This is a genomic window from Bifidobacterium sp. LH_417, assembly GCF_056357035.1.
The window spans coordinates 18,172-37,844 of the sequence record NZ_JBKEVI010000002.1; the positions used below are offsets into that span (position 1 = coordinate 18,172).

Annotated in this window: 13 protein-coding genes and 2 pseudogenes; 10 read left to right on the forward strand and 5 right to left on the reverse strand. The window is 65.0% G+C overall.

Features of this window, described 5'->3' with window-relative positions; all coding sequences use genetic code 11:
• The first annotated feature begins 45 nt into the window (after positions 1-45).
• The gene (locus AC1AYR_RS02265; protein WP_476555126.1) at positions 46-3,339 is read left to right on the forward strand and encodes an Eco57I restriction-modification methylase domain-containing protein; all 3,294 of its coding nucleotides are present in this window, start codon (positions 46-48) and stop codon (positions 3,337-3,339) included.
• Here AC1AYR_RS02265 and AC1AYR_RS02270 read toward each other — a convergent pair.
• Positions 3,328-3,732: pseudogene (locus AC1AYR_RS02270) on the reverse strand (TaqI-like C-terminal specificity domain-containing protein); the annotation flags it as partial. The gene AC1AYR_RS02265 and the pseudogene AC1AYR_RS02270 sit on opposite strands and share 12 nt — an antisense overlap.
• A 41-nt stretch (positions 3,733-3,773) precedes the next feature.
• Here AC1AYR_RS02270 and AC1AYR_RS02275 point away from each other — a divergent pair.
• Positions 3,774-4,379: a master DNA invertase Mpi family serine-type recombinase gene (locus AC1AYR_RS02275; protein ID WP_476511326.1), complete on the forward strand. Its 606-nt coding sequence runs from the start codon at positions 3,774-3,776 to the stop codon at positions 4,377-4,379.
• A 135-nt stretch (positions 4,380-4,514) separates the two neighbouring features.
• Here the strand turns inward: AC1AYR_RS02275 and AC1AYR_RS02280 are convergent, their stop codons facing one another.
• On the reverse strand, positions 4,515-5,597 hold the full coding sequence (locus AC1AYR_RS02280) for a LacI family DNA-binding transcriptional regulator (RefSeq protein ID WP_476511325.1): 1,083 nt from the start codon (positions 5,595-5,597) through the stop codon (positions 4,515-4,517).
• Positions 5,598-5,982: 385 nt separating this feature from the next.
• On the opposite strand from AC1AYR_RS02280, the gene AC1AYR_RS02285 reads away from it, so the two are divergent.
• The 8 genes and pseudogenes from AC1AYR_RS02285 to amrB (AC1AYR_RS02320) all read left to right on the forward strand — a co-directional run bounded on the left by AC1AYR_RS02285 (position 5,983) and on the right by amrB (AC1AYR_RS02320) (position 15,059).
• Positions 5,983-7,713, forward strand: a complete 1,731-nt coding sequence (locus tag AC1AYR_RS02285) for a glycoside hydrolase family 13 protein (protein WP_034526700.1) — start codon at positions 5,983-5,985, stop codon at positions 7,711-7,713.
• Positions 7,710-8,528: an MFS transporter gene (locus AC1AYR_RS02290; RefSeq protein WP_476555132.1), complete on the forward strand. Its 819-nt coding sequence runs from the start codon at positions 7,710-7,712 to the stop codon at positions 8,526-8,528. Before AC1AYR_RS02285 ends, AC1AYR_RS02290 begins: the two co-directional genes overlap by 4 nt.
• Positions 8,529-8,537: 9 nt before the next feature.
• Positions 8,538-9,080 (forward strand): MFS transporter, encoded by a 543-nt coding sequence (locus tag AC1AYR_RS02295; RefSeq protein ID WP_476555133.1) that lies wholly within the window; start codon positions 8,538-8,540, stop codon positions 9,078-9,080.
• Positions 9,081-9,307: 227 nt separating this feature from the next.
• On the forward strand, positions 9,308-9,955 hold the full coding sequence (orn, locus tag AC1AYR_RS02300) for an oligoribonuclease (RefSeq protein WP_476511323.1): 648 nt from the start codon (positions 9,308-9,310) through the stop codon (positions 9,953-9,955).
• A 244-nt stretch (positions 9,956-10,199) separates the two neighbouring features.
• Positions 10,200-11,708, forward strand: a complete 1,509-nt coding sequence (locus AC1AYR_RS02305; RefSeq protein WP_476511322.1) for a DEAD/DEAH box helicase — start codon at positions 10,200-10,202, stop codon at positions 11,706-11,708.
• A gap of 509 nt (positions 11,709-12,217) precedes the next feature.
• On the forward strand, positions 12,218-13,609 hold the full coding sequence (locus AC1AYR_RS02310; protein WP_476511321.1) for a polysaccharide deacetylase family protein: 1,392 nt from the start codon (positions 12,218-12,220) through the stop codon (positions 13,607-13,609).
• A gap of 109 nt (positions 13,610-13,718) precedes the next feature.
• Entirely contained in the window at positions 13,719-14,351 is a 633-nt protein-coding gene (amrB, locus tag AC1AYR_RS02315; protein WP_476511320.1) for an AmmeMemoRadiSam system protein B, read from the forward strand.
• Positions 14,294-15,059 (forward strand): annotated as a pseudogene (amrB, locus tag AC1AYR_RS02320) (AmmeMemoRadiSam system protein B). Before amrB (AC1AYR_RS02315) ends, amrB (AC1AYR_RS02320) begins: the two are co-directional and overlap by 58 nt.
• Here amrB (AC1AYR_RS02320) and AC1AYR_RS02325 read toward each other — a convergent pair.
• From AC1AYR_RS02325 to AC1AYR_RS02335, 3 genes are all read right to left on the reverse strand, one after another.
• On the reverse strand, positions 15,046-16,257 hold the full coding sequence (locus tag AC1AYR_RS02325) for a GDSL-type esterase/lipase family protein (RefSeq protein ID WP_476511319.1): 1,212 nt from the start codon (positions 16,255-16,257) through the stop codon (positions 15,046-15,048). The pseudogene amrB (AC1AYR_RS02320) and the gene AC1AYR_RS02325 sit on opposite strands and share 14 nt — an antisense overlap.
• Complete coding sequence (locus AC1AYR_RS02330; protein ID WP_476511318.1) at positions 16,254-18,266, reverse strand: glycoside hydrolase family 20 zincin-like fold domain-containing protein; 2,013 nt, start codon at positions 18,264-18,266, stop codon at positions 16,254-16,256. Before AC1AYR_RS02330 ends, AC1AYR_RS02325 begins: the two co-directional genes overlap by 4 nt.
• An 83-nt stretch (positions 18,267-18,349) precedes the next feature.
• A complete protein-coding gene (locus AC1AYR_RS02335) occupies positions 18,350-19,528 on the reverse strand; it encodes an ROK family transcriptional regulator (RefSeq protein WP_476511317.1) in 1,179 nt (392 codons plus the stop codon).
• Positions 19,529-19,673 lie beyond the last annotated feature (145 nt).

Below are 19,673 nucleotides of genomic sequence, written 5' to 3' on the forward strand. Positions count from 1 at the left end.
CGATAGAATCCATTATCGTGGTGAACCATGGAAGGAGCGTGAGACATGGCCTCGTTCACAGGGCTGCAGCAATCGCTTGACGACTATTCCCGCTATGACTGCACTCAGGCGGAACCGAACGACGACCGTACCATCGCGGCCATGCGCGTGGCCTTGGAAGTGCTTGCGCTGTTGCGAAACCGGACGTTGGCGGAATCCGACATCGAAGACGCACTGTTGAACGAGGTCGGAACGTCCTCCCACGAGGACTGGTTCGTCAGGCATCCGCAATTGGCGGCTCCGATGGTGTGCGAACTCGCCGATCAGGGCTTGCCGTACTCGGCCACGTTCATGGCGTTGAAGGGGTCCGCGGTGAAGGCCCGTGTCAGCGCCTGCGTGTCCATGCAGCCGCATTGGGAAGACGGATTGTCGCTGATCTCCAACCTGTATGAGTTCTATCCGGTGGGTATCCACTTCTTCGCACCTTCCAATAAGAAGTCGGTCATCGTTGTGGTTTCGAAGTGTGGGAACCTGCGTACGATGGAGCTGAGCGGAACGCTGTCAAACACGCAGAAGCGTATCCTGGAGAAACTATCGGGACTGTTAGCTCCGGATGATCTGACCGATGCCGATAAGAGCCGTATTCACACCGCGCTCTGGGACGCGTTCAGCGTGACGGAAGTCAACAAGAACTTCTATCAGGGCATTGCCGTGCGTTTCAACGAACTGGTTCATGCAATCGTCGGATCGGGGCGACGCGAGGAGGACGCGAAGCTGTTCGCCAGTCGCCTGATCGGTCGTATCCTGTTCGCATGGTTCCTCGACAGGAAGGGATTCCTCAATCCTCAGGAACGCTATCTGGAGACCGACGGGCTTGACGCCGCCACCTACTATGAGCGGAAGCTCAGGCGGTTGTTCTTCGCTACGCTGAATACGGCAAAGACCGATCGTGACGATGATGGGGACTTCATCACGCCGTTCCTGAACGGCGGATTGTTCGAGGAGCAGCTTACCGATTTCCCGGACGAGACGATAGCGTTCCCTGACGGATTCTTCACGAGTCTGTACGGGCATTTCCTCCAGTATGATTTCACCACCGACGAATCCACGCCGGACTATGAGCAGGTCGCCATCGATCCGGAGATGCTGGGACGGATCTTCGAATCGCTGCTCGCCGAGCAGATGGACGACACCGGCAAGACCGCGCGAAACGCCAAGGGCGCTTTCTATACGCCAAGGCAGATCGTCTCCTACATGTGCAGGGAATCCCTGCGACAGTATCTGTACAACGTGTTGGGTGACTCCAAGGGCGTCCATACAGGTGTGGACAAGCTGCTGGACACTCCAGACGGTGAGTGGGAGAGAAACGGCGATTCCCGCAGATCCCTGTGGGGCGGCAATACGAACACGATGCTGCCGCTCGCAATTCAGGCGCTTGACGACGTGCACGTGCTTGATCCGGCGGTTGGATCCGGCGCGTTCCCCATGGGCATGCTGCAGCTGCTGATGCGCTGCCATACGAGGCTTCAAGGCAGGAAGGCCGCGGCGGACGCGTATTCGCGGAAGATGCGGATTCTGCAACGGAACATCTTCGGTGTGGATATCGAACCCATGGCTGTGGAGGTCGCGCGACTGCGCGTCTGGCTGTCCATGATCGTGGAGCGCGGGTCCATAGACGAAGTGGAGCCGTTGCCGAATCTGGACTTCAAGTTCGTCTGCGCCGACTCCATCGTGCCTTTGGCCGTGGGGGAGGATGCCGCGGATCTGCTCCCGGCCAACGGGGCTGATTACGATCAGGTGCTTTTGGCTTTGAACGGTGATGATGCGGCCCTGATGGGGGAGCTGGAGACGATTCGCTCACGGTATTTCACCGTCACGGGAACCGAGAACAAAAGTCGTCTGATGAAACGGTTCGAGGGCATCGTGCGGCAACTCGGCCACGGCGATATGGCCTCGGAACGCAGTCGGCAGCTCGCCTCCTTCCACCCGCATGCATCGGCGTCCGCCGAAGCCGGCCATGCGCCGTTCTTCGATCCGGACTTCATGTTCGGTGTGAACAGGTTCGACGTCGTCATCGGCAACCCGCCGTATGTGCAGCTGCAGAAGATGGCGAACAAACAGAAGTATGCATCCTTGGCATACGAGTCGTACAACCGGACCGGTGACCTGTATGAACTGTTCTATGAGCGTGGTCTGAGGATACTGTCCGATAGGGGCGTGCTGGACTTCATCACCTCCAATAAGTGGATGCGCAACAAGTACGGCGCGGAGCTCCGTGCATATCTGGCGCGGAACGCCGAGGTGATCACGCTCATCGATCTGGGTGCCGGACGCTTCAGCAGCGCCACCGTCGACACCAACATCATGTTGCTCAGGAAGGGGCATGTGAACGGCGTGCTCCAAGCGGTGCGTTACACCGGCGAATCGTTGGACGATATCGGCGCGTATGTCGAGGAGAATGCCACGAATATCCCGTTCGCTACTGGCGAGTATGTCAAAACGGGAGTGGTGCGGGGTTCCGAGCCGTGGGTGATTCTCAGCAACGTGGAACGCTCCATCAAACGCAAGATGGACGATGCCGGTACGCCGCTCAAGGAGCTGGACGTTCGCATTTACCGCGGCGTATTGACTGGTTTGAACGATGCGTTCATCATCTCCAAGGAGAAGCGCGACGAACTGGTCGCCGCCGATCCGAAGAGCGCCGAGATCATCCGCCCGGTGCTTCGCGGCCGTGACATCAAGCGTTACCATTACGAGTTCGCGGACCGCTATATCATCGCGGCACACAATGGATACTCTCGGAAGGATTCCGAAATTCCGGCTGTGAACATGGATGACTATCCCGTAATCAAGGAATGGCTTGACTCCCATGAGCCGAAGTTGTCCAAGCGTAGCGATCAAGGGGACACTCCTTACAATCTGCGTGATTGCGCTTATATGGACGATTTCTCGCAACCGAAGATCGTATGGGGTAATCTCAGCCTGAACGCGAGGTATGCGATGGTGGAGGACGACGCAATCGTCTGTGCCCCGTCCCCGTTCATTGCGACTGACGACTGGTTCCTGCTGGGTGCGTTGAACTCCTGTGTCGCGGACTGGTATGTGCATCAGGTCGCAGTTACCCGTAGCGGCGGCTACATGGAATACAAGCCCGTCTTCGTCGAGCAGATTCCTATCCCGATCACACTGGAAGCGGATGTCCGAGAGCGGATTGCGGCTTTGGCGCAGACTGCTCAACGGCAGCGACAGAAAGGACTTCCATCGACGTCCGAGGAACGGGAGATCGATGAGCTGATGTGCGCCGCATTCGGCATTACGCACGAGGAACGGCAGGAAATCGAACGCTTTTCACTGGCGTGAGAATCGTTCGATGAAGTCCATCTCGGAGCGGGTCAGACCGATTCGAGACGCGATGAACTCATCGATGGTACGATCCAGTTCCTGCGGGTCTCCGTCATCTTGGCACCAATCAAGCCTTTGATGGACCAACCGCAGGAACTTGTCCCGTTCCTCATCATCGAACAGCGCTATCGGCAACTGTTCGATGGTGTATTTCTTCCAACGGACGGTTCCCATACCGGTGGTGGTTCCCAACGTCGAGAAGTAATACTCTGCCAAACTGGAGTTAAGGAAACCCAGAGTCGACAGCAGGTCGGATCCCACCATCAGGAAGGTGGTGGCTTCCGGAACATATTCCCCGTCACGGTCGAACGCGAACTTCGCCTTATCGGAAATCTCTCCCCATACGATCTTCGGTTGCGAGAAATCGTCCGGTTATCTGCACCATAGGAACCATGATCTATGGGTACATCAGAGTGAGCAGCGACAAACAAACCGTGGAGAACCAGCGGTTTGAAATCATTCGGTTCGTTGAGTCTGAAGGGTCGAAGGTGGATGGCTGGATCGAGGAGACCATCAGCGGCACCAAAGCTGTGAGCAAGCGTAAATTGGGTGAACTGCTTGAGTCGATAGAGGAAGGTGACTTGATCATATGCTCCGAGCTGTCCCGACTCGGGCGCAGTCTCTTCATGATCATGGACGTGCTCAACCAATGCATGAGCAAGGGATGCCGCGTGTGGAGCGTCAAGGAAGGATACCGGCTTGGCGACGATATCCAAAGCAAGGTTCTTGCCTTCGCCTTTGGCCTGTCTGCGGAAATCGAACGAAACCTTATCAGTCAACGCACTAGGGAGGCCCTCGCTCGTCGCCGTCAGGAAGGAGCGGTGTTGGGGCGACCTGTGGGACGTCGGTCGGATACAGTCAAGCTCTCCGGATGTGAGCGGGATATTCGGATGATGCTGGATGAAGGCATGAGCAAGGCCGAAATAGCACGAAGATATCATGTGCATCGATCTACTGTCGGGAGATTCATTGATACACGGATGGCGGATCTTGTCTAATCGGAGATTGTCATCGCGGCAATACATAACAATACACACATGACGTAGGAACCACCGTTCGGGTAGGTTCCATGTCATGTGTGGGGTGGTCATGTGTCGCGCGGCCGGTGTGCGCGTGGCGACTGCGCGCCGTCGTCACGCCGTGAGCCGCGCCGTGGTCGCGCGCATGAGCAGCGACGTCGGCGCCACCGTGTGCGCCTCGTCCGGCTCGTCGCCGCGCATGAGCGCGAGCGCCTTGCCGGCGGCGGCGCGTCCCAGCTGTACCGGGTTCTGGCGCACGGTGGTCAGGTCGACGACGTCGCCGACGTTGTCGCCGTCGAAGCCGATGAGCGACACCTCCTCGGGGATGCGCCAGCCGAGCCGTCTGAGCTCCTTGAGCAGCATGACCGCGCACCGGTCATTCTCCACGCAGATGCCGGTCGGCTGCGAGAACGCGCCGACGAGCTGCGCGGCGATGTCGGAGATGGCGGCAGCCTCGCCGCCGACCGATTCCTGCGCGTCGTCGTCATCCTCGGAGCCGGCGCGGGTGAGCGAGGGAATCGTGAGGATGTGCTCCTCGTCGTACCCCTGTTGTTCGGCGGCGTCGAGGAATCCCTCCAGACGCACGGAATCGCTGCAGACGAACGGGGAAAGCTGCACCGGCTGCTCGACGTAGGCGATGGACTCGTGGCCGAGCGAGCGCAGCAGGCGCACGACGCCGTGCATCGCGGCCACGTCGTCGATGCGCACGGACGCGTCGAAGCCTTCGGTGGACGGCACGTTGATGCCGATCATCGGGATGGTGAGCGTATCGAGGAACTCGCGTTGCGCGGCGTCGAGGATGAACGAGGTGACGATGACCGCATCGAAGTTTTGCGTGCCGGGCAGTGTGTGGAAGAACCGGTTGAGGTCGCGCTCCTCCCACATGACGTACGGCACCACGTCGTAGCCTTCACACGAGAGTACCTCGTACACGCCTTCGAAGGTGTTCGAGTTGAACCAGCTGTTGATCTCGTTGGGCAGCAGCACGGCCACGCGCATCGATTTGCCGCTGGCCAGCGAGGAGGCGGTCTTGGAGAAGGTGAATCGCAGTTTCTCGGCGGCGGCCTCGACGCGGGCGCGCGTGTCCGGATTGACCTTGTCGAGACCCCGCAGGGCACGTGACACGGTGGATACGGAGACGCCGGCCTCCTTCGCCACGTCCGCGATCGTCGTGCGTTCCGTCTGTTGTCCGGGCATGGATGCTCCTCCTTGTCATGATCGTGTATGTGCGTGCCGCGTACCGCCGGCCGTCTGCGGCTCTGTCACGGTCCTACCGCATACCGTCGGGCTTCGACTGCGAATCCATTGACGGCCTGCCGGTATCGTGCCCGTGCGGTCGTCCGCCTTCGGATTGACGCCGATACTACGATACTCCATGCGTTCAAAGCGCTTTTATCGATATTCTATAAAAGCGCTTGCAATATTGCAAATCCGCCATTTGGTGTCAATGTCAAACCCGTTCGACACGCCGATTTCACCTCGTTTTGCATATCGTCGTGCAAGCGCTATTATGCAAGAGTCACGAAAACGCAGAACATGTTGGAACGCTTGCTTGCAAGCGTTTGTATTCAAGGAGGAACACATGGTCGAAGCCACCGATCCCGCCCTGTGGTGGAAGCAGGCGGTCGTGTATCAGGTCTATCCGCGCAGCTTCAAGGACACTAAGGGCGAGGGCCTTGGCCAGATCGCCGGCGTCACCGAGAAGATCGACTACCTCGCCGACCTTGGCGTCGACGCCATCTGGCTCAGCCCGTTCTACCCCTCCCAGCTCGCCGACGGCGGCTACGACGTGGATGACTACCGCAACGTCGACCCGAAGCTCGGCACCATGGACGACTTCGACGCGCTTGCCAAGGCCGCGCACGAACGGAACATCAAGGTCGTCGTCGACATCGTCCCCAACCACTCCTCCAACCTGCATCCGTGGTTCAAGGAGGCGCTCGCCGCCGCCCCCGGCTCCCCGGAGCGCGACCGCTACATCTTCCGCGATGGCAAGGGACCGAACGGCGACATCCCGCCGAGCAACTGGGAGAACCACTTCGGCGGTCCGGCCTGGACCCGCGTGCCCGACGGCCAGTGGTACCTGCACATGTTCACCAAGGAGCAGCCCGACTGGAACTGGAACAACCGCGAGGTGCGCGAGGACTTCCTCAAGACCCTGCGATTCTGGCTCGACCACGGCGCCGACGGCTTCCGCGTGGACGTCGCCCACGGCCTGGCCAAGGACCTCGACCGCGACGACCTCGATAACTACGTCGTGTGGTGCACCTCCGACCAACCGGACGACGGCTCCCACCCGGTCATCGACCGCGACGAGGTTCACGAGATCTACCACGAGTGGCGCAAGGTCTTCAACGAGTACAACCCGCCGGCGTTCGCCGTCGCCGAGGCGTGGGTGCAGCCCAACCGCCAGTACCTGTACGCCAGCCCGGACGACCTCGGCCAGATCTTCAACTTCGAGTTCGCCAAGAAGGACTGGATCCGCGACAACATGCACCAGGCCATCGAGGAGGGCATTGAAAGCGCCGAACGCTCCGGCTCCTCCGCCACGTGGGTGATGAGCAACCACGACGTGGTGCGCCACGCCACCCGCTACGGCCTGCCGCAGGTGCCGACCAGCGAATACCACCAGCTCGCCAAGGATTGGGTGCTGCGCGACGGCACCACCTACCCGCTCGACAAGGAGGCCGGCACCCGCCGCGCCCGCGCCGCGATCCTCATGGAGATGGCGCTGCCCGGCTCCGCCTACGTCTACCAGGGCGAGGAGCTCGGCCTGTTCGAAGTGGCCGACATCCCGTGGGACCGCGTCGAGGATCCGTCCGGCCACCGCACCTCGCAGGCCGCGTCCACCAAGGGCCGCGACGGCTGCCGCGTGCCGCTGCCGTGGACGGCCGATCCGGCGAACTCCTACGGCTTCACCCCCGCCACCAAGGCGGACGGCACCCCGGCCGAGGAGGCCCACCTGCCGCAGCCGGCCTGGTACGCGGACTTCGCCGCCGACAAGGAGGCCGCCGATCCGGACTCCATGCTCAACCTGTACCGCCGCACGCTGGAACTGCGCCACAAGCTGCAGACCAACGACCTGAGCCTCGAATGGCTGCCCGAGGATCGTTCCACGGGCAAGCCGGACGGCGCGAACGGTTTCACCGGCGGCACCATCGCCTACAAGCGCGCCAACGGATGGGCGTCGATCACCAACTTCGGCGCCGACCCGGTCGACCTGCCCGCCGGCGAGGTGCTCCTCACCTCCGGCCCGCTGACCGACGACGGCAAGCTCCCCCAGGACACCTCCGCCTGGATCCAGCTCGCCTGACACCTGTCTCCCGTCCGGCTCCGCCGGGCCAGGCGGGAGGTGAGCCATCTCAACAACCCAGACTTACCCAAAACTCAACGCAGAGAAAAAGGAAAGAAACCATGACAACAACAGAAGCGGCACCGATCCGCAACACCCCGACCGAGAAGTGGCGCTACGTCGCCGGCTTCATGGCCTTCGCCGTCCTGTCAGGCGTCGCCTTCTTCGGCACCATGTCCGTGCTGGTCCCGCAGCGACTGCGCGCCGACCTCGGCATGGGTGCCGTCGAGTCGACCGCCGCCCTCGGCGCGATCAACTCCGCCGGCTCCATCGCCTCCATCTTCATCGCCCTGTTCATCGGTGCCCTGTCCGACCGCACGCGCAGCAAGTGGGGCAAGCGCACCCCGTGGATCTTCACCGGCGCGTTCATCTACGGCGTGTGCTTCTGGTCGCTGAGCCGCCCGTCCACCGCCGTGCTCATCGGCATCTTCTACGTGCTCGCCCTCGTCGGCCTCAACATGGTGCAGGCCCCGATCTACGCCCTCATCTCCGACCGCGTCGAGGAATCCAACCGTGCTACCGTCTCCGCGGCCATCGGCGGCGGCGGCGTGATCGGCCAGGGCATCGGCACGCTCATCGGCTCCCGCTTCATGGAGAACGTCGAGGTCGGCTTCATCTGCACCGGCCTGTGCGCCCTCGCCGCCGGCCTGCTCGCCGTCTTCCTCACCCCGAAGGAGCCGTCCAGCAAGGACATGCCGAAGGACACCTCCAAGTCCATGGGCAAGGTCATCCTCGAGTCCCTCACCCCGCCGCTCAAGAACTGCGGCGACTTCTAGCGCGCGTTCATCTGCCGCACCTGCCTCATCGTCGCCTACCAGATGATCTTCAGCTACCAGCTGTACATCCTGACCGACCACATCGGCGACTCCGACAAGCAGGCCGCCAACGCCATGATGATCATCTCCACGCTCACCATGGTCGCCTCCCTGGTCGCCTCCCTCATCTCCGGCCCGATCGCCGACGCCCTCCACCGCCGCAAGGCCCCGATCGCCGTCGCCTGCGCCGTGTTCGCCATCGGCTTGGCCATGCCGTGGATCTTCCCGACCGAGATGGGCATGTTCCTCTTCGGCGGCATCGCCTCCTTCGGCTACGGCATGTACCTGTCCGTCGACCAGGCGCTGAACGTGGACGTCCTGCCGAACAAGGAGACCGCCGGCAAGGACCTCGGCTTCATGAACATCGCCACCTGCGCCGGCCAGGCCATCGGCGTGGCGATCACCTCCAGCATCGTCGCCGCCACACACTCCTACACCTTCGTGTTCCCGACCGCCATCGCCATGGCCGCGATCGCCGCGATCGCCGTCCTCGGCATCAAGCGCGTCAAGTAGCACCCCTCCTTCGTCTCCGGCCCGCTCGTTGGCGGATCGGGGCGAGACCCCGAACTTCTCCTACGGCCCGTCGAGGACGGGCCGCGGGAGGAACCACACTTCCCCTTCCCATTCCCTTTCCGACAATGGCCTCCGCCGGTTTCGACCGGTGGAGGCCATTCGTCGTTTGCGCGGTATAGTCTGTACTGTTCTGCCCAGGCATAGGCTAACTAGGAAAGAGGCACACGATGGTGGATGCGCATGATGCGGAGACGTACACGGCGGAGGGCTCCCGCCTCATTTGGATCGACTGCGAGATGACCGGACTCGACATCTTCGGCGGCGACGAGCTCGTCGAGGTGTCCGTCGTGCCCACCGACTTCGACCTGAACGTGCTCGACGAAGGCGTCGACTACGTCATCAAGCCGAGCGAGAAGGCCGTGGCGCACATGAACGACTTCGTGCGCCAGATGCACACCCGTTCCGGACTCATCAACGAATGGGAGCACGGTCTGAGCCTCGAAGAGGCCGAGCGCAAGGTCACCGAGTACGTGCTCCGCTTCACGCCCGACGGCGTCAAGCCGCTGCTCGCCGGCAACACGATCGGCTCCGACAAGAAGTTCCTCGACCACTACATGCCGAACCTGATGAGCCACCTGCACTACCGCAGCATCGACGTGAGCACGTTCAAGGAGCTCGCCCGCCGCTGGTACCCGGCCGTGTACGAGAACCGTCCGCCGAAGAACGGCGGCCACCGTGCCCTGGCGGACATCATCGAATCGCTCGATGAGCTGCGCTACTACCGCGCCGCCGTCATGGCCCCCGCGCCCGGTCCGGACGCCGCGCAGGCCAAGAAGATCAGCGACCGCATCGTCGCCACCAGCCTCAACGCCTGATTCCGCCAGATTCCCCTCCCCGTAGCTCAACAAGCCGGTAGCCATTGGCCGGTGCCGAATCCCCTCCCGCTGGCGGGAGGTGGCGCGTGGCGTATGGCTATGGTGGAGACCGTGGTTCACGAATCCCTCCCGCTGGCGGGAAGTGGCGCGCAGCGTCGGAGGGGGTCGTACCGGCCAGCCGGGAACCCCCTCAGTCTCACTTCGTTCGACAGCTCCCGCCTGCGGGAGCGGAGAGGAAAGACCTATGAGGCAATCCGAGGCGCTGGCGATCCTCAACGCCGGGGCGAACGTGTTCCTCACGGGCGCGCCCGGCGCGGGCAAGACGTATGCGTTGAACGAATTCATCCGTCAGGCGCGCGCAGACGGCGCGAGCGTGGCCGTGACCGCCTCCACCGGCATCGCCGCCACACACGTCGACGGCCAGACCATCCACTCGTGGAGCGGCGTGGGACTCGCGAACGTGCTCACGCCCAGCCTGCTCAAGACGATCAAGACGCGTCGCAAGCGCAAGATCCAGGCGACCGATGTGCTCGTCATCGACGAGGTGTCGATGCTGCACGCCTGGCTGTTCGACATGGTCGACCAGGTGTGCCGCGAAGTGCGACGCGATCCGCGTCCGTTCGGCGGCCTGCAGGTCGTGCTCTCCGGCGACTTGTTCCAGCTGCCGCCCGTTTCCGTCTCCGGGCGCAACCGCGACGTGATCCCGCCTTCTCCCGAGTTCACGGCGTCGCGCGAACGATACGCGCGCGCCGGACTCAACCCGGAAGGCTTCGTCACCGAATCACTGGTGTGGGCGGAACTGGATCCGGTCGTCTGCTATCTAACCGAGCAGCATCGTCAGGACGACGGACGCCTGCTCACCGTGCTTACGCACATCCGTGAAAGCCGCGTCGACGATGCCGATCGTGACACGCTCGTGACCAGACTCGGCGTCGCGCCCGAACCCGGAACCGTCGCCACGCACCTGTTCCCCGTGAACCGCCAGGCCGACAACCTCAACGACCTGCGACTCGCAAGCATCATGCTCGATCCCCACGAGTTCCACGCCCGGCAGGCGGGGCCCGCGAACCTCGTCGAACGGCTCAAACGCAACATGCTCGCGCCCGAACGGCTCGTCCTCAAGGAAGGGGCTGCCGTCATGGCCCTGCGCAACGACGCCGACCGCCAGTTCGTGAACGGGTCGCTCGGCACCGTGCGCGGCTTCGCGAACGAGAACAAAGGCGGCTGGCCGATCGTTGAATTCGAGAACGGCAACATCGTGACGATGAAACCCGCCACATGGGAGATGATGGACGGCGACACCGTGCTCGCCTCCGTCGCGCAGGTGCCGTTGCGCTGCGCGTGGGGCATCACCATTCATAAATCGCAGGGCATGACGCTCGACCGTGCCGTCATGGACCTGAAACGCACATTCGCGCCCGGCATGGGCTATGTGGCGCTCTCCCGCGTCGAATCGCTCGACGGCCTCTACCTGGAGGGCGTCAACAACCGCATGTTCACGGTCTCGCCCGACGCGGTCGCCTTGGACGACGATCTGCGCGAAGCGTCCGCGGCCGCCTCCGAGCTGCTTGCAGGGCGCGGTGCCGCGGCGTTCAAACCGGGCGCTGGCGGGCATGCTGGTACCGGCGGCAGCGGTGTCGGCAGCGGTGTCGGTGGTATCGGTGACGGCAGTATCGGAGACATCGGCGACATTGGTGACGGGACGGCTGGATCCGCTCTCACTGACGGATTCGCCCAGTCCGCCCTCTTCTGACCTCCGGTACACGCGTACGCCACGTTCCCTCCCCGACAAGCACGGTTCCCGTCTTGTTCCGTACGGTTCCCTCCCGTGGAATCACGCAAAACGAGAAGCGGATCGTAACGGATTGGGGGAGTGCACGGCATTGTCCACGTTCGTTGACTGGACAGGGATGCTGGGAGCGGTCCCGTCGCGGATCATGTGGGACAATGAGGTGAGAAATCATCGTGGGGAGGGACATCATGTCCGACAACGAACGTATCGACGACGGCGATGACGGATACGCGTCCGAAATGTTCCGGGAATTCGGGGGCGACGAGGCGGAGTCCCCGGCTGACGGTGCTGCGCCGACGCAATCGGACGCGACGGACACTGCGGAATCATCGGATGTGACGGATGCCGGGGAATCCTCGGAATCAACGGGGATGTCGGGTACGTCGGCATCGTCGGACGTGTCGGATGCGCCGCAATCATCGACTGGGACGGATGTGTCGGACGTATCGAGGTCGTCGATGGTAACGGACATGACGGAGACGCCGATCGTGACGGGCGCGACGGATGACGCGAGTGTCACGGATGACGTGAGCGCGACGGATGACGCGACCGCGACGGCGCGACGGCGGCCGAAGCCGCTTGCCGTCGCGCTCGTCGCCGCGTTCGCGGCAGGCGCGGTCTTCGCCGGCGTGGCCATCACCCGCTCGATCCTCGACCTGAACGCGCGCAGTCACGCATCTGCGCTCGCCGACTGCCGCAGCGCACGTGCGCAGTACACGGAAACACTCACCGGATACACGCCCGTCGCGCGCAAAGCCTCCGCACTGCTCAAGGCTACGGCGTCGCTCACCGGCAGCGAATCGCGCGACCGTCTCCAACAGCAGGTGGACAGTTTGCGCGAAGCCGACGTGACGTCACCCGCCAAACAGGATTGCGCGGCGGACGCGAGCACCAGGGACCTCGCCGCACTCGGCGACCGGTATGCCGCCGCGTCGAGCGCCATGGCCGACGGGCTCATCTCCATCCGCTACGATGCGGACACACTGCAACAGGTGAAGGACGGTCTGACCGTACAGGACGCGCGCAAACAGCTCACCGCGCTCATCGCCCGCGCGCAACTCGCCTACGACCGGTCCTCGGGCAAGGCGGACGAGACGGTTCGCGGCACGCTCAACAACGCGATCGACACGGCACAGGCCGTGCTTGATACGACGGCCTCCGACGACAGCACCGCCGTGAACGAGCAGATCCAGCCGCTCACCGAAGCGACGGCGGCCGTGATCGCCCGGATGCCGCTCGACTGCCATTTCACCGACTGCGTGGCCCTCACTTTCGATGACGGGCCGAACAAGCAATACACGCCGAAAGTGCTCGACGAACTGAAAGCCGCGGGGGTACCGGCCACGTTCTTCCTGCAGGGACAGTTCGTCAGCGGCTCGAACGTGAAACTCGTCAAGCGCATGGCTTCCGAGGGGCATAGCGTCGGATCGATGTCGTGGCGGCACACGCAGATGCACGCGATGCCCGCCGACCAGCTCGCCAAATGGTTCAAGGACACGGATTCGGTGATCTCATCCGCCTCCGGCAAACCGGTCACGCTGTTCCGGCCGCCGGACGGCGCGTGGAGCGACACGCTGCGCGACCAGGCCAAGGCGAACGGGCAGGCGATGATTCTGTGGGGCGTGGATTCGGGCGACTGGGGCAAGCTTGACGCGGCCAAGATCGAGAAACGCACGCTTGATGGCGCGTACGCCGGCTCCATCATCTCCCTGCGCGACGGGAACCCCGAAACGGTGAAGGCGCTGCCCGGCATCATCAAGGGGCTGAAGGACAAGGGCTACCACATCGTCACCGTGGATACGCTGCTCGCCGGCGACATCCGGCCCGGATCGGTCGCCTACGGGCTGAACGACGTGCAGTAGTCGCGTCCCACGTCGTGGGGTGGGGCGTGTCCGTCGTCGCGGCCGCCCGCCCGTGATCCGCCGTGGGCGACTACTGTGATGGGTAGAGGTGATGGCCATGGTGTAGCCTGTGTTCCCGCTGAAGGGGCCCGTACGTCCCGCGGCGGTGGCGGGATCGTTCTATCCGGCCGACCGCGCCGCGCTGGAGGCGACGATTGGACGTCAGCTCGACTACGGCTGGCAGATGCTTGCGCGCCTCGCGCCGGCGCCGCCGGATGGCGCGCCGAAGGCGGTGATCGTGCCGCACGCCGGCTATGTGTATTCGGGCACGACGGTGGCGCTCGTCTACGCGTTGCTCGAACGGGGGAGGGGGACGATCCGCCGCGCCGTCATCGTCGGCCCCACGCACCGTGTGGGCGTACGCGGCGTCGCCTGTCCGACCGCGTCGGCGTTCGCCACCCCGCTGGGTGAGACGAAGGTGGACGTCGACGCGGAGCGACGTGCGCTGGGGTTGGACGAGTCGGGCGTCGTCATGCCGCTGCGCTCCGGCATGCGAGCGATGTCCGGGGCGCGGGCGCGCCGGCTCATCGTCAACGACCTGACTCATGCGCGCGAACACGCGGTCGAGGTACAGATCCCGTTCCTGAGGACCGTGCTTGGACCGGACCTCGCAATCGGCCGCTCAACGTGGGGCTTGCTGAGCCGATGGAGGTGGGCGACGTGCTGCGCGCGTTCTGGGGTGGTCCGGAGACCGTCGTCGTGATCAGCTCCGACCTGTCCCACTACCATCCGCACGAGGTCGCCCGCGCACTCGACGACGATATAATCGGCGCGATCGGACGGCTCGACCTGCCGATCCATCCGGACCGGGCATGCGGCGCGTATCCGATCGACGGACTGCTCGACGTGCTCAGGCATGGACGTCGGTTCTCCGGCAAAGGCGGCCGCGTCAACCGGGGGTGCCCGACCGTGCGGTTCGACCTGCGGCTGCTCGGGCGGTCCACGTCCGGCGACGACGGCGTGGTCGCGCCCGCCGAGATCGAGGAGGCCACCGAGGAGGATCTGAAGCGGCGTCCGGAACTGGTGCTCGGCTACATCGGACCGATGGTGCTCGGCCCGCAGGCCGAGGCCGCCGGCGTCGCCGACCCGTGCCGCTACTTCGTGGACGCCCACGTGGTCAAGGGCTCCGCCTGGTTCACGGGCGCCGACGAGCACGAGGTTGACTACTACGATCTCGTCTATGGCCGCGACTTCGAGGCGGATGGCGTCGAGGTCATCTACGACGACCGCAGGAAGGTCTCCCCGGGCGTCAAGTTCAAGGACGCCGAGCTCATCGGCGTGCCCGTCGTCGCCGTGGTCGGCCGCGACTACGGCGACGACGGGCACTATCGAGATCCGTGACCGCGACGGCGAGAACAAGGTGGTCGTGCCGGCCGCCGACGCCGTCAAGGAGCTCCTCAGGCGCCTGTGAGGCACGTCCGTAGCGCACGGACGATCGCGTCCGCGGCGCTGCGGTGGCTCATCGGTCCCGGATGCAGCGTCGCGCCGTACCCGTCCGGGCCGCATGCGGGCAGCGTGAGATAGCGCACGCGGTCGTCGCCTGTCGCTCGCGCGTACCGTTCCACGGCCGTGCGCAGCGTCGGCTCGATCGCATGCCCCAGCATGCCGTAGCACCATACGATCCACGCGTGCGGATGCCGGGCGCGCACGTCCCCGAGGAACCGCATGACGGCGTCGCCGATGAAGGCGAGGTCGTCGGCGCAAGGGGTCCCGTCGTCGTCCAGTCGCAGGCCGAACGTGCGGCCGGTCGCCGGATCGCGCCACGCGGGCGCATGGAAGGCGGTCGCGTCGTTCGTGCCCAGATTGACGATCACGGCGTCGAAGCCGTGTCCGTCGTCCCCGTCGTGACCGGTGTCGGGCGCCAGCCGCCCACCGCTGCCCGCCGCGAGGTTCGCCTCGCCCTCGGCCGGCGCGCAGACGTACGGATAGACCGAGGGGATCGTGCATCGCGGATCGTTCTCGCAGTTGCAGGTCACGCCCCAGCCGGACTGCGAGACCAACTCGAACGCGGCGTCGAGACGGTCGGCCACGAGCCGTGGGTAGGCGTCCCACGCGCCGAAGATCTGCGAACAGTACGTGCGGCACGAGGCCGGGCCAGCCACGCCCTGACCGCTGGTGATGCTGTCGCCGACGAACTCGAACCGGAACCGGTGCGGCGCCGGTTCGTGGAACACGCCTCCGTCATGCAGCACTCCGGCGACGACGAACGTCTGCGTCGGGTCCTCGTGCATGAACTGTGTCTCCTTGAGCAGCCGCACCCGTCCGACCGCGCCGTCGCCGCCCATGCCGCGGAACACGGGGACGAGGTTCATGCCCGGATGCAGCGCGGTGCGCGTGACGCGCACGCCGTCCACGTCGATCGAGACCCATGGCTCGAACAGCGTGTACCGGGCCTCGACGCACAGCCACAGTTCGCCGCCCTCGTAGGCGAGCTCCACGCCGGACGCCGTCCAATACAAGTGGCCTTCATACGCCGGCCGCGGGTCGCGCCGTCCGAGCGTCAGGTGCCGGATCGCGTCGAGCGGCGCATACGCGAGGCCAGCCTCGGCGGCCCATGCCGGCAGGACGGTGCCGTCGCCGTCCGACGCCGTGCCGTTCATACCGTTCATACCGTGCGCCTTTCCGGCGTTTCCGTTTCCGTTTCCGTGTCTGTGTCGGTCGCCGTCCCGCGCAGCAGGTCCGCGTACCAGCAGAGCACGTCGTGGATGCGTCTGAGGCCCGCCTCCTTGCCGATGGTGCGCCAACGCGCGTCGTAATCGACGAGCCAGTCCCCGATCGCGTCGGCCAGCGCGCTGCCGTCCTCGCGGTGTCCGTCGCCGTTCCCCGAGCCGTCGGCGTCGTCGGTCGCGGCGAGCAGACATGCGCCGATGCGGTTGAACAGCCGCTGGCCGCGCATCATCAGCGCCGCCGTCGCCCGGTATCCGGCATCGCCGACACGTTGCGACGACAGCTGCCCGATGTACGCGTCAAGCGCCGCCTCGGCCTCGGCATTCCGTCCGATCGACGCCCGACGGTCGTCGAGGAAGCGCCGGCGTGCCTCGTCCAGGCTTTCGTCGGCGGGCTGGCCGAGCACGAACAGCACGTCCTGGTTGGCCGCGCCGCGGTCGTCCAGTTCCTTGTACTGCACCAGGTCGGCCCAGCTGAACGTCTGGGCGTGCCCCGCCCTGCGCAGGAGACCGGTGAACGAGCCGGTCGCGTCGCCGAAGGCCAGCGCGGCGATGCGCCGTTCCATCGCGTCCCGATCCGGCGTGCCGGCGTTCCACACGCATTCGGCCGCGAGCAGCAGGCCCGGCAGGCTCATCATCGGATCGTTGACATGCCCGTAGTCGCCCCAATCGGTGGCGATGACGCCACGCGCGCCGTACTGGTGCCCGTACCCGCACATGCCGGTGATGTTCGTCCACGCCGCGTCGAGGTCCGGCAGCAGACGGTTCCAGGTCTGGACGCCCGGGCAGACGACCTGCACGCAGCCGCTGTCCGCCACCTTGCGGATGTTCGCCTCGTTCGGATGCGGCATGTAGTCCCAGTTGGCGAGCAGCACGTCACGCGGCAGCGCGCCGAGCAGTTCGGGATGCTTGATGGGGATGTCCGCATACATCATCGGCCTGAGTCCGTGCGACTTCAGATGTACGCACAGGTCGCCGACGTAGTCCGCGTACAGCCGTGGCACGCCGCGCTCGCGGGCGGCCGCGGCGCTCGTGCCGGTGCCGAGGTCGAAGGTCTCGTCGCCGCCGATGTTGAACCGGTCGGAGCGGAACAACGCCGCGTAGTCGTCCACGCGGCGCTTCATGAACGCGCGCGCGTCCGGGTCGATGGGGTCGAGCGTGTGGTGCAGCATGCGCTCGACGAAGCCGAACGGCCGGTCGGCCCACTCTGGGTGTTCGCCGAGGCGGCGGAACCGTCTGGTGCGCAGGATGTCGTACAGGTGGCCGAAGGACGCCATGGCGGGCACGAGTTCGATGCCGAGTCCGGCGCAATGGTCGTCGAGTTCGACGATCTCCTCTGTGGTGAGCGGGTCGTCGCCCAGCCACGCCTCGCGCGTGTCGTCGAAGTCGACGATGTGCTCCACGTAGAGCTGGAGTTGGTTGAACCCGTACAGGCAGAGCATGTCCGCGAGTCCCATGAGCGTGTCGAGGGTGGGGACGCGTCCGCGCGAGATGTCGTAGGACAGGGCGCGGATCGGCATGTCCGTATGGTCGTTGATGGTCATGGCGGGCAGCGCGTCGCCGTACCGGCGGATGAGCTGGCGCAGGATCTGTACGCCGCGGCGCAGGCCGGCCATGTCCGCGCCGGTGACGTCGATGCGGTCCGCGCCGATTGTGACGTGGCAGGCGTCGATGCGGTCCGCGCCTATGGCCGGGTCGACGTCGAGCGTGATGCCCGCCGTACGGCCGCCTCCGGCGCCGATCGGCCAGTGCCGGCCGGTCGCGGAGAGCAGTTCGTCGCGCAGCTGTCGTGCGGCGACGAGGCAGGCGTGGCGGTCGGCCGCGTGCGGGTCGGCCATGATGACGATGGCGTGCGGTCCGTCCGGCGCGAATGCGCCGTCATGGCGGACGAGCAGTTTCGGGTACGGGATGAGCGCCAGCTCGGCTGCTGCGCTCGTTGTGATAGCGTCCATGTGGACTCCTTTGCGCATGCGCGCGCGATGCATCGCGGCGCGCACGATGGATGATGATGCACCGTCGCCTGTTGTTGCGGCCATCAGTCGCCGGGCGTCGGCTGCGGCTCGCGCAGACGGTCCTGCAGCACGGCGATGCTTTCGCCGCAGATGACGAGGTTGCTGCCGCATTCGCAGCGGCGCACGGTGACGGGACGGTGGTAGGTCGAGGAGATGCAGGCGTTGACGGTCTCCTCGACCGCTTTGAGGAACACGTCGTTGACGATGTCGGCGGGGCCGTAGGCCACCACGTCGCTCAGGTCGAGCAGACTGACCGGCAGGGCGAGCGCCTTGCCGAGCCACCGCCCGGCCTCGGCGAGGATGTCCTGCTGCCGGTCCGGCCGGTCGGCGACGTCGCGGCGTATGCGCGAGGGGGAGATGATCGCCTCGAGGCATCCGCGTTTGCCGCACACGCATGCCGGGCCGTCCGGATCGACGACCACGTGGCCGATCTCGCCTGCCGCATGGTTGACGCCGAGCACGGCGGCGTCGTCGACGAGCACGGCCGCGCCGACGCCCATCGCGAGCTGCACGAAGATGGAGTTCGGCGTGGCGCATCCGAAGAAGCGTTCGGCGAGCAGTGCGCTGTTGGCGTCGTTGTCGATGCACACCGGCACGTGGAGACGGTCCTCGGCCAGCCGCCTGAGAGCGACGTCGCGCCAGCCCAGATTGGTGGAGTCGATGACGACGCCGTCGCGGGTCACGACGCCCGGTACGGCGATACCGACGCCGAGCACGCGGCCGTGCGCCTTGCCGATGAGCGTCTCGCACAGGTCGACCACCGCCTCCGGGGTCTCCTGACCGGGGCGCGACACCGGCGTCTCGACGTGCTCGATGGGGATGCCGAGCAGGTTGGTGACCGCGCCTTGGGGCAGGTACGGCTGCGACAAATCGACCGCCACGATGTTCCAGTAGTCGGGGCGGACGCCGACCAATGTGCCGCGCTTGCCGGGGCGCTTGTGCGTCTCGGCGCCGAACTCCTTGAGGATGCCGTGGTCGATGAGGTCGAGCACCACTTCGGAGACCGAGACCTTCGACAACCGCGTGCGCCGGCCGATGTCGGCGCGGGAGAGCCTCATCTGGGGGAACAGCATGCTGAACACCATCATGCGGTTGTTGATGCGCGCATCCGCGGGCTCGGTCTTCTCGGAGAGCGTCATCAGCTGGTACAGCGTGGATGGGGTGCCGGGCGTCGACTCCGTCGTCGGTGTGTGCTGGTCCATGGTCGGGACTCCCTTTTCGTTGGTGTGGTTTCCGTCTCCTCGCTGACGACATCGGAAGCGGAGGAGGCCGGACTTGTGCGCCGTGCATCTGTTCTTCTTTTCAACTATAGGTGCGGGGCCGTTGTCCGCCAAGGTTCCGTCTTGC

Coding starts and splice junctions, on each gene's coding strand:
- AC1AYR_RS02305 (WP_476511322.1), top strand. CDS start 10,200: ATGAGGCAATCCGAGGCGCTGGCGATCCTCAACGCCGGGGCGAACGTG.
- AC1AYR_RS02265 (WP_476555126.1), top strand. CDS start 46: ATGGCCTCGTTCACAGGGCTGCAGCAATCGCTTGACGACTATTCCCGC.
- AC1AYR_RS02275 (WP_476511326.1), top strand. CDS start 3,774: ATGATCTATGGGTACATCAGAGTGAGCAGCGACAAACAAACCGTGGAG.
- AC1AYR_RS02325 (WP_476511319.1), bottom strand. CDS start 16,257: ATGAACGGTATGAACGGCACGGCGTCGGACGGCGACGGCACCGTCCTG.
- AC1AYR_RS02280 (WP_476511325.1), bottom strand. CDS start 5,597: ATGCCCGGACAACAGACGGAACGCACGACGATCGCGGACGTGGCGAAG.
- AC1AYR_RS02335 (WP_476511317.1), bottom strand. CDS start 19,528: ATGGACCAGCACACACCGACGACGGAGTCGACGCCCGGCACCCCATCC.
- AC1AYR_RS02310 (WP_476511321.1), top strand. CDS start 12,218: ATGACGGAGACGCCGATCGTGACGGGCGCGACGGATGACGCGAGTGTC.
- orn (WP_476511323.1), top strand. CDS start 9,308: ATGGTGGATGCGCATGATGCGGAGACGTACACGGCGGAGGGCTCCCGC.
- AC1AYR_RS02330 (WP_476511318.1), bottom strand. CDS start 18,266: ATGGACGCTATCACAACGAGCGCAGCAGCCGAGCTGGCGCTCATCCCG.
- AC1AYR_RS02285 (WP_034526700.1), top strand. CDS start 5,983: ATGGTCGAAGCCACCGATCCCGCCCTGTGGTGGAAGCAGGCGGTCGTG.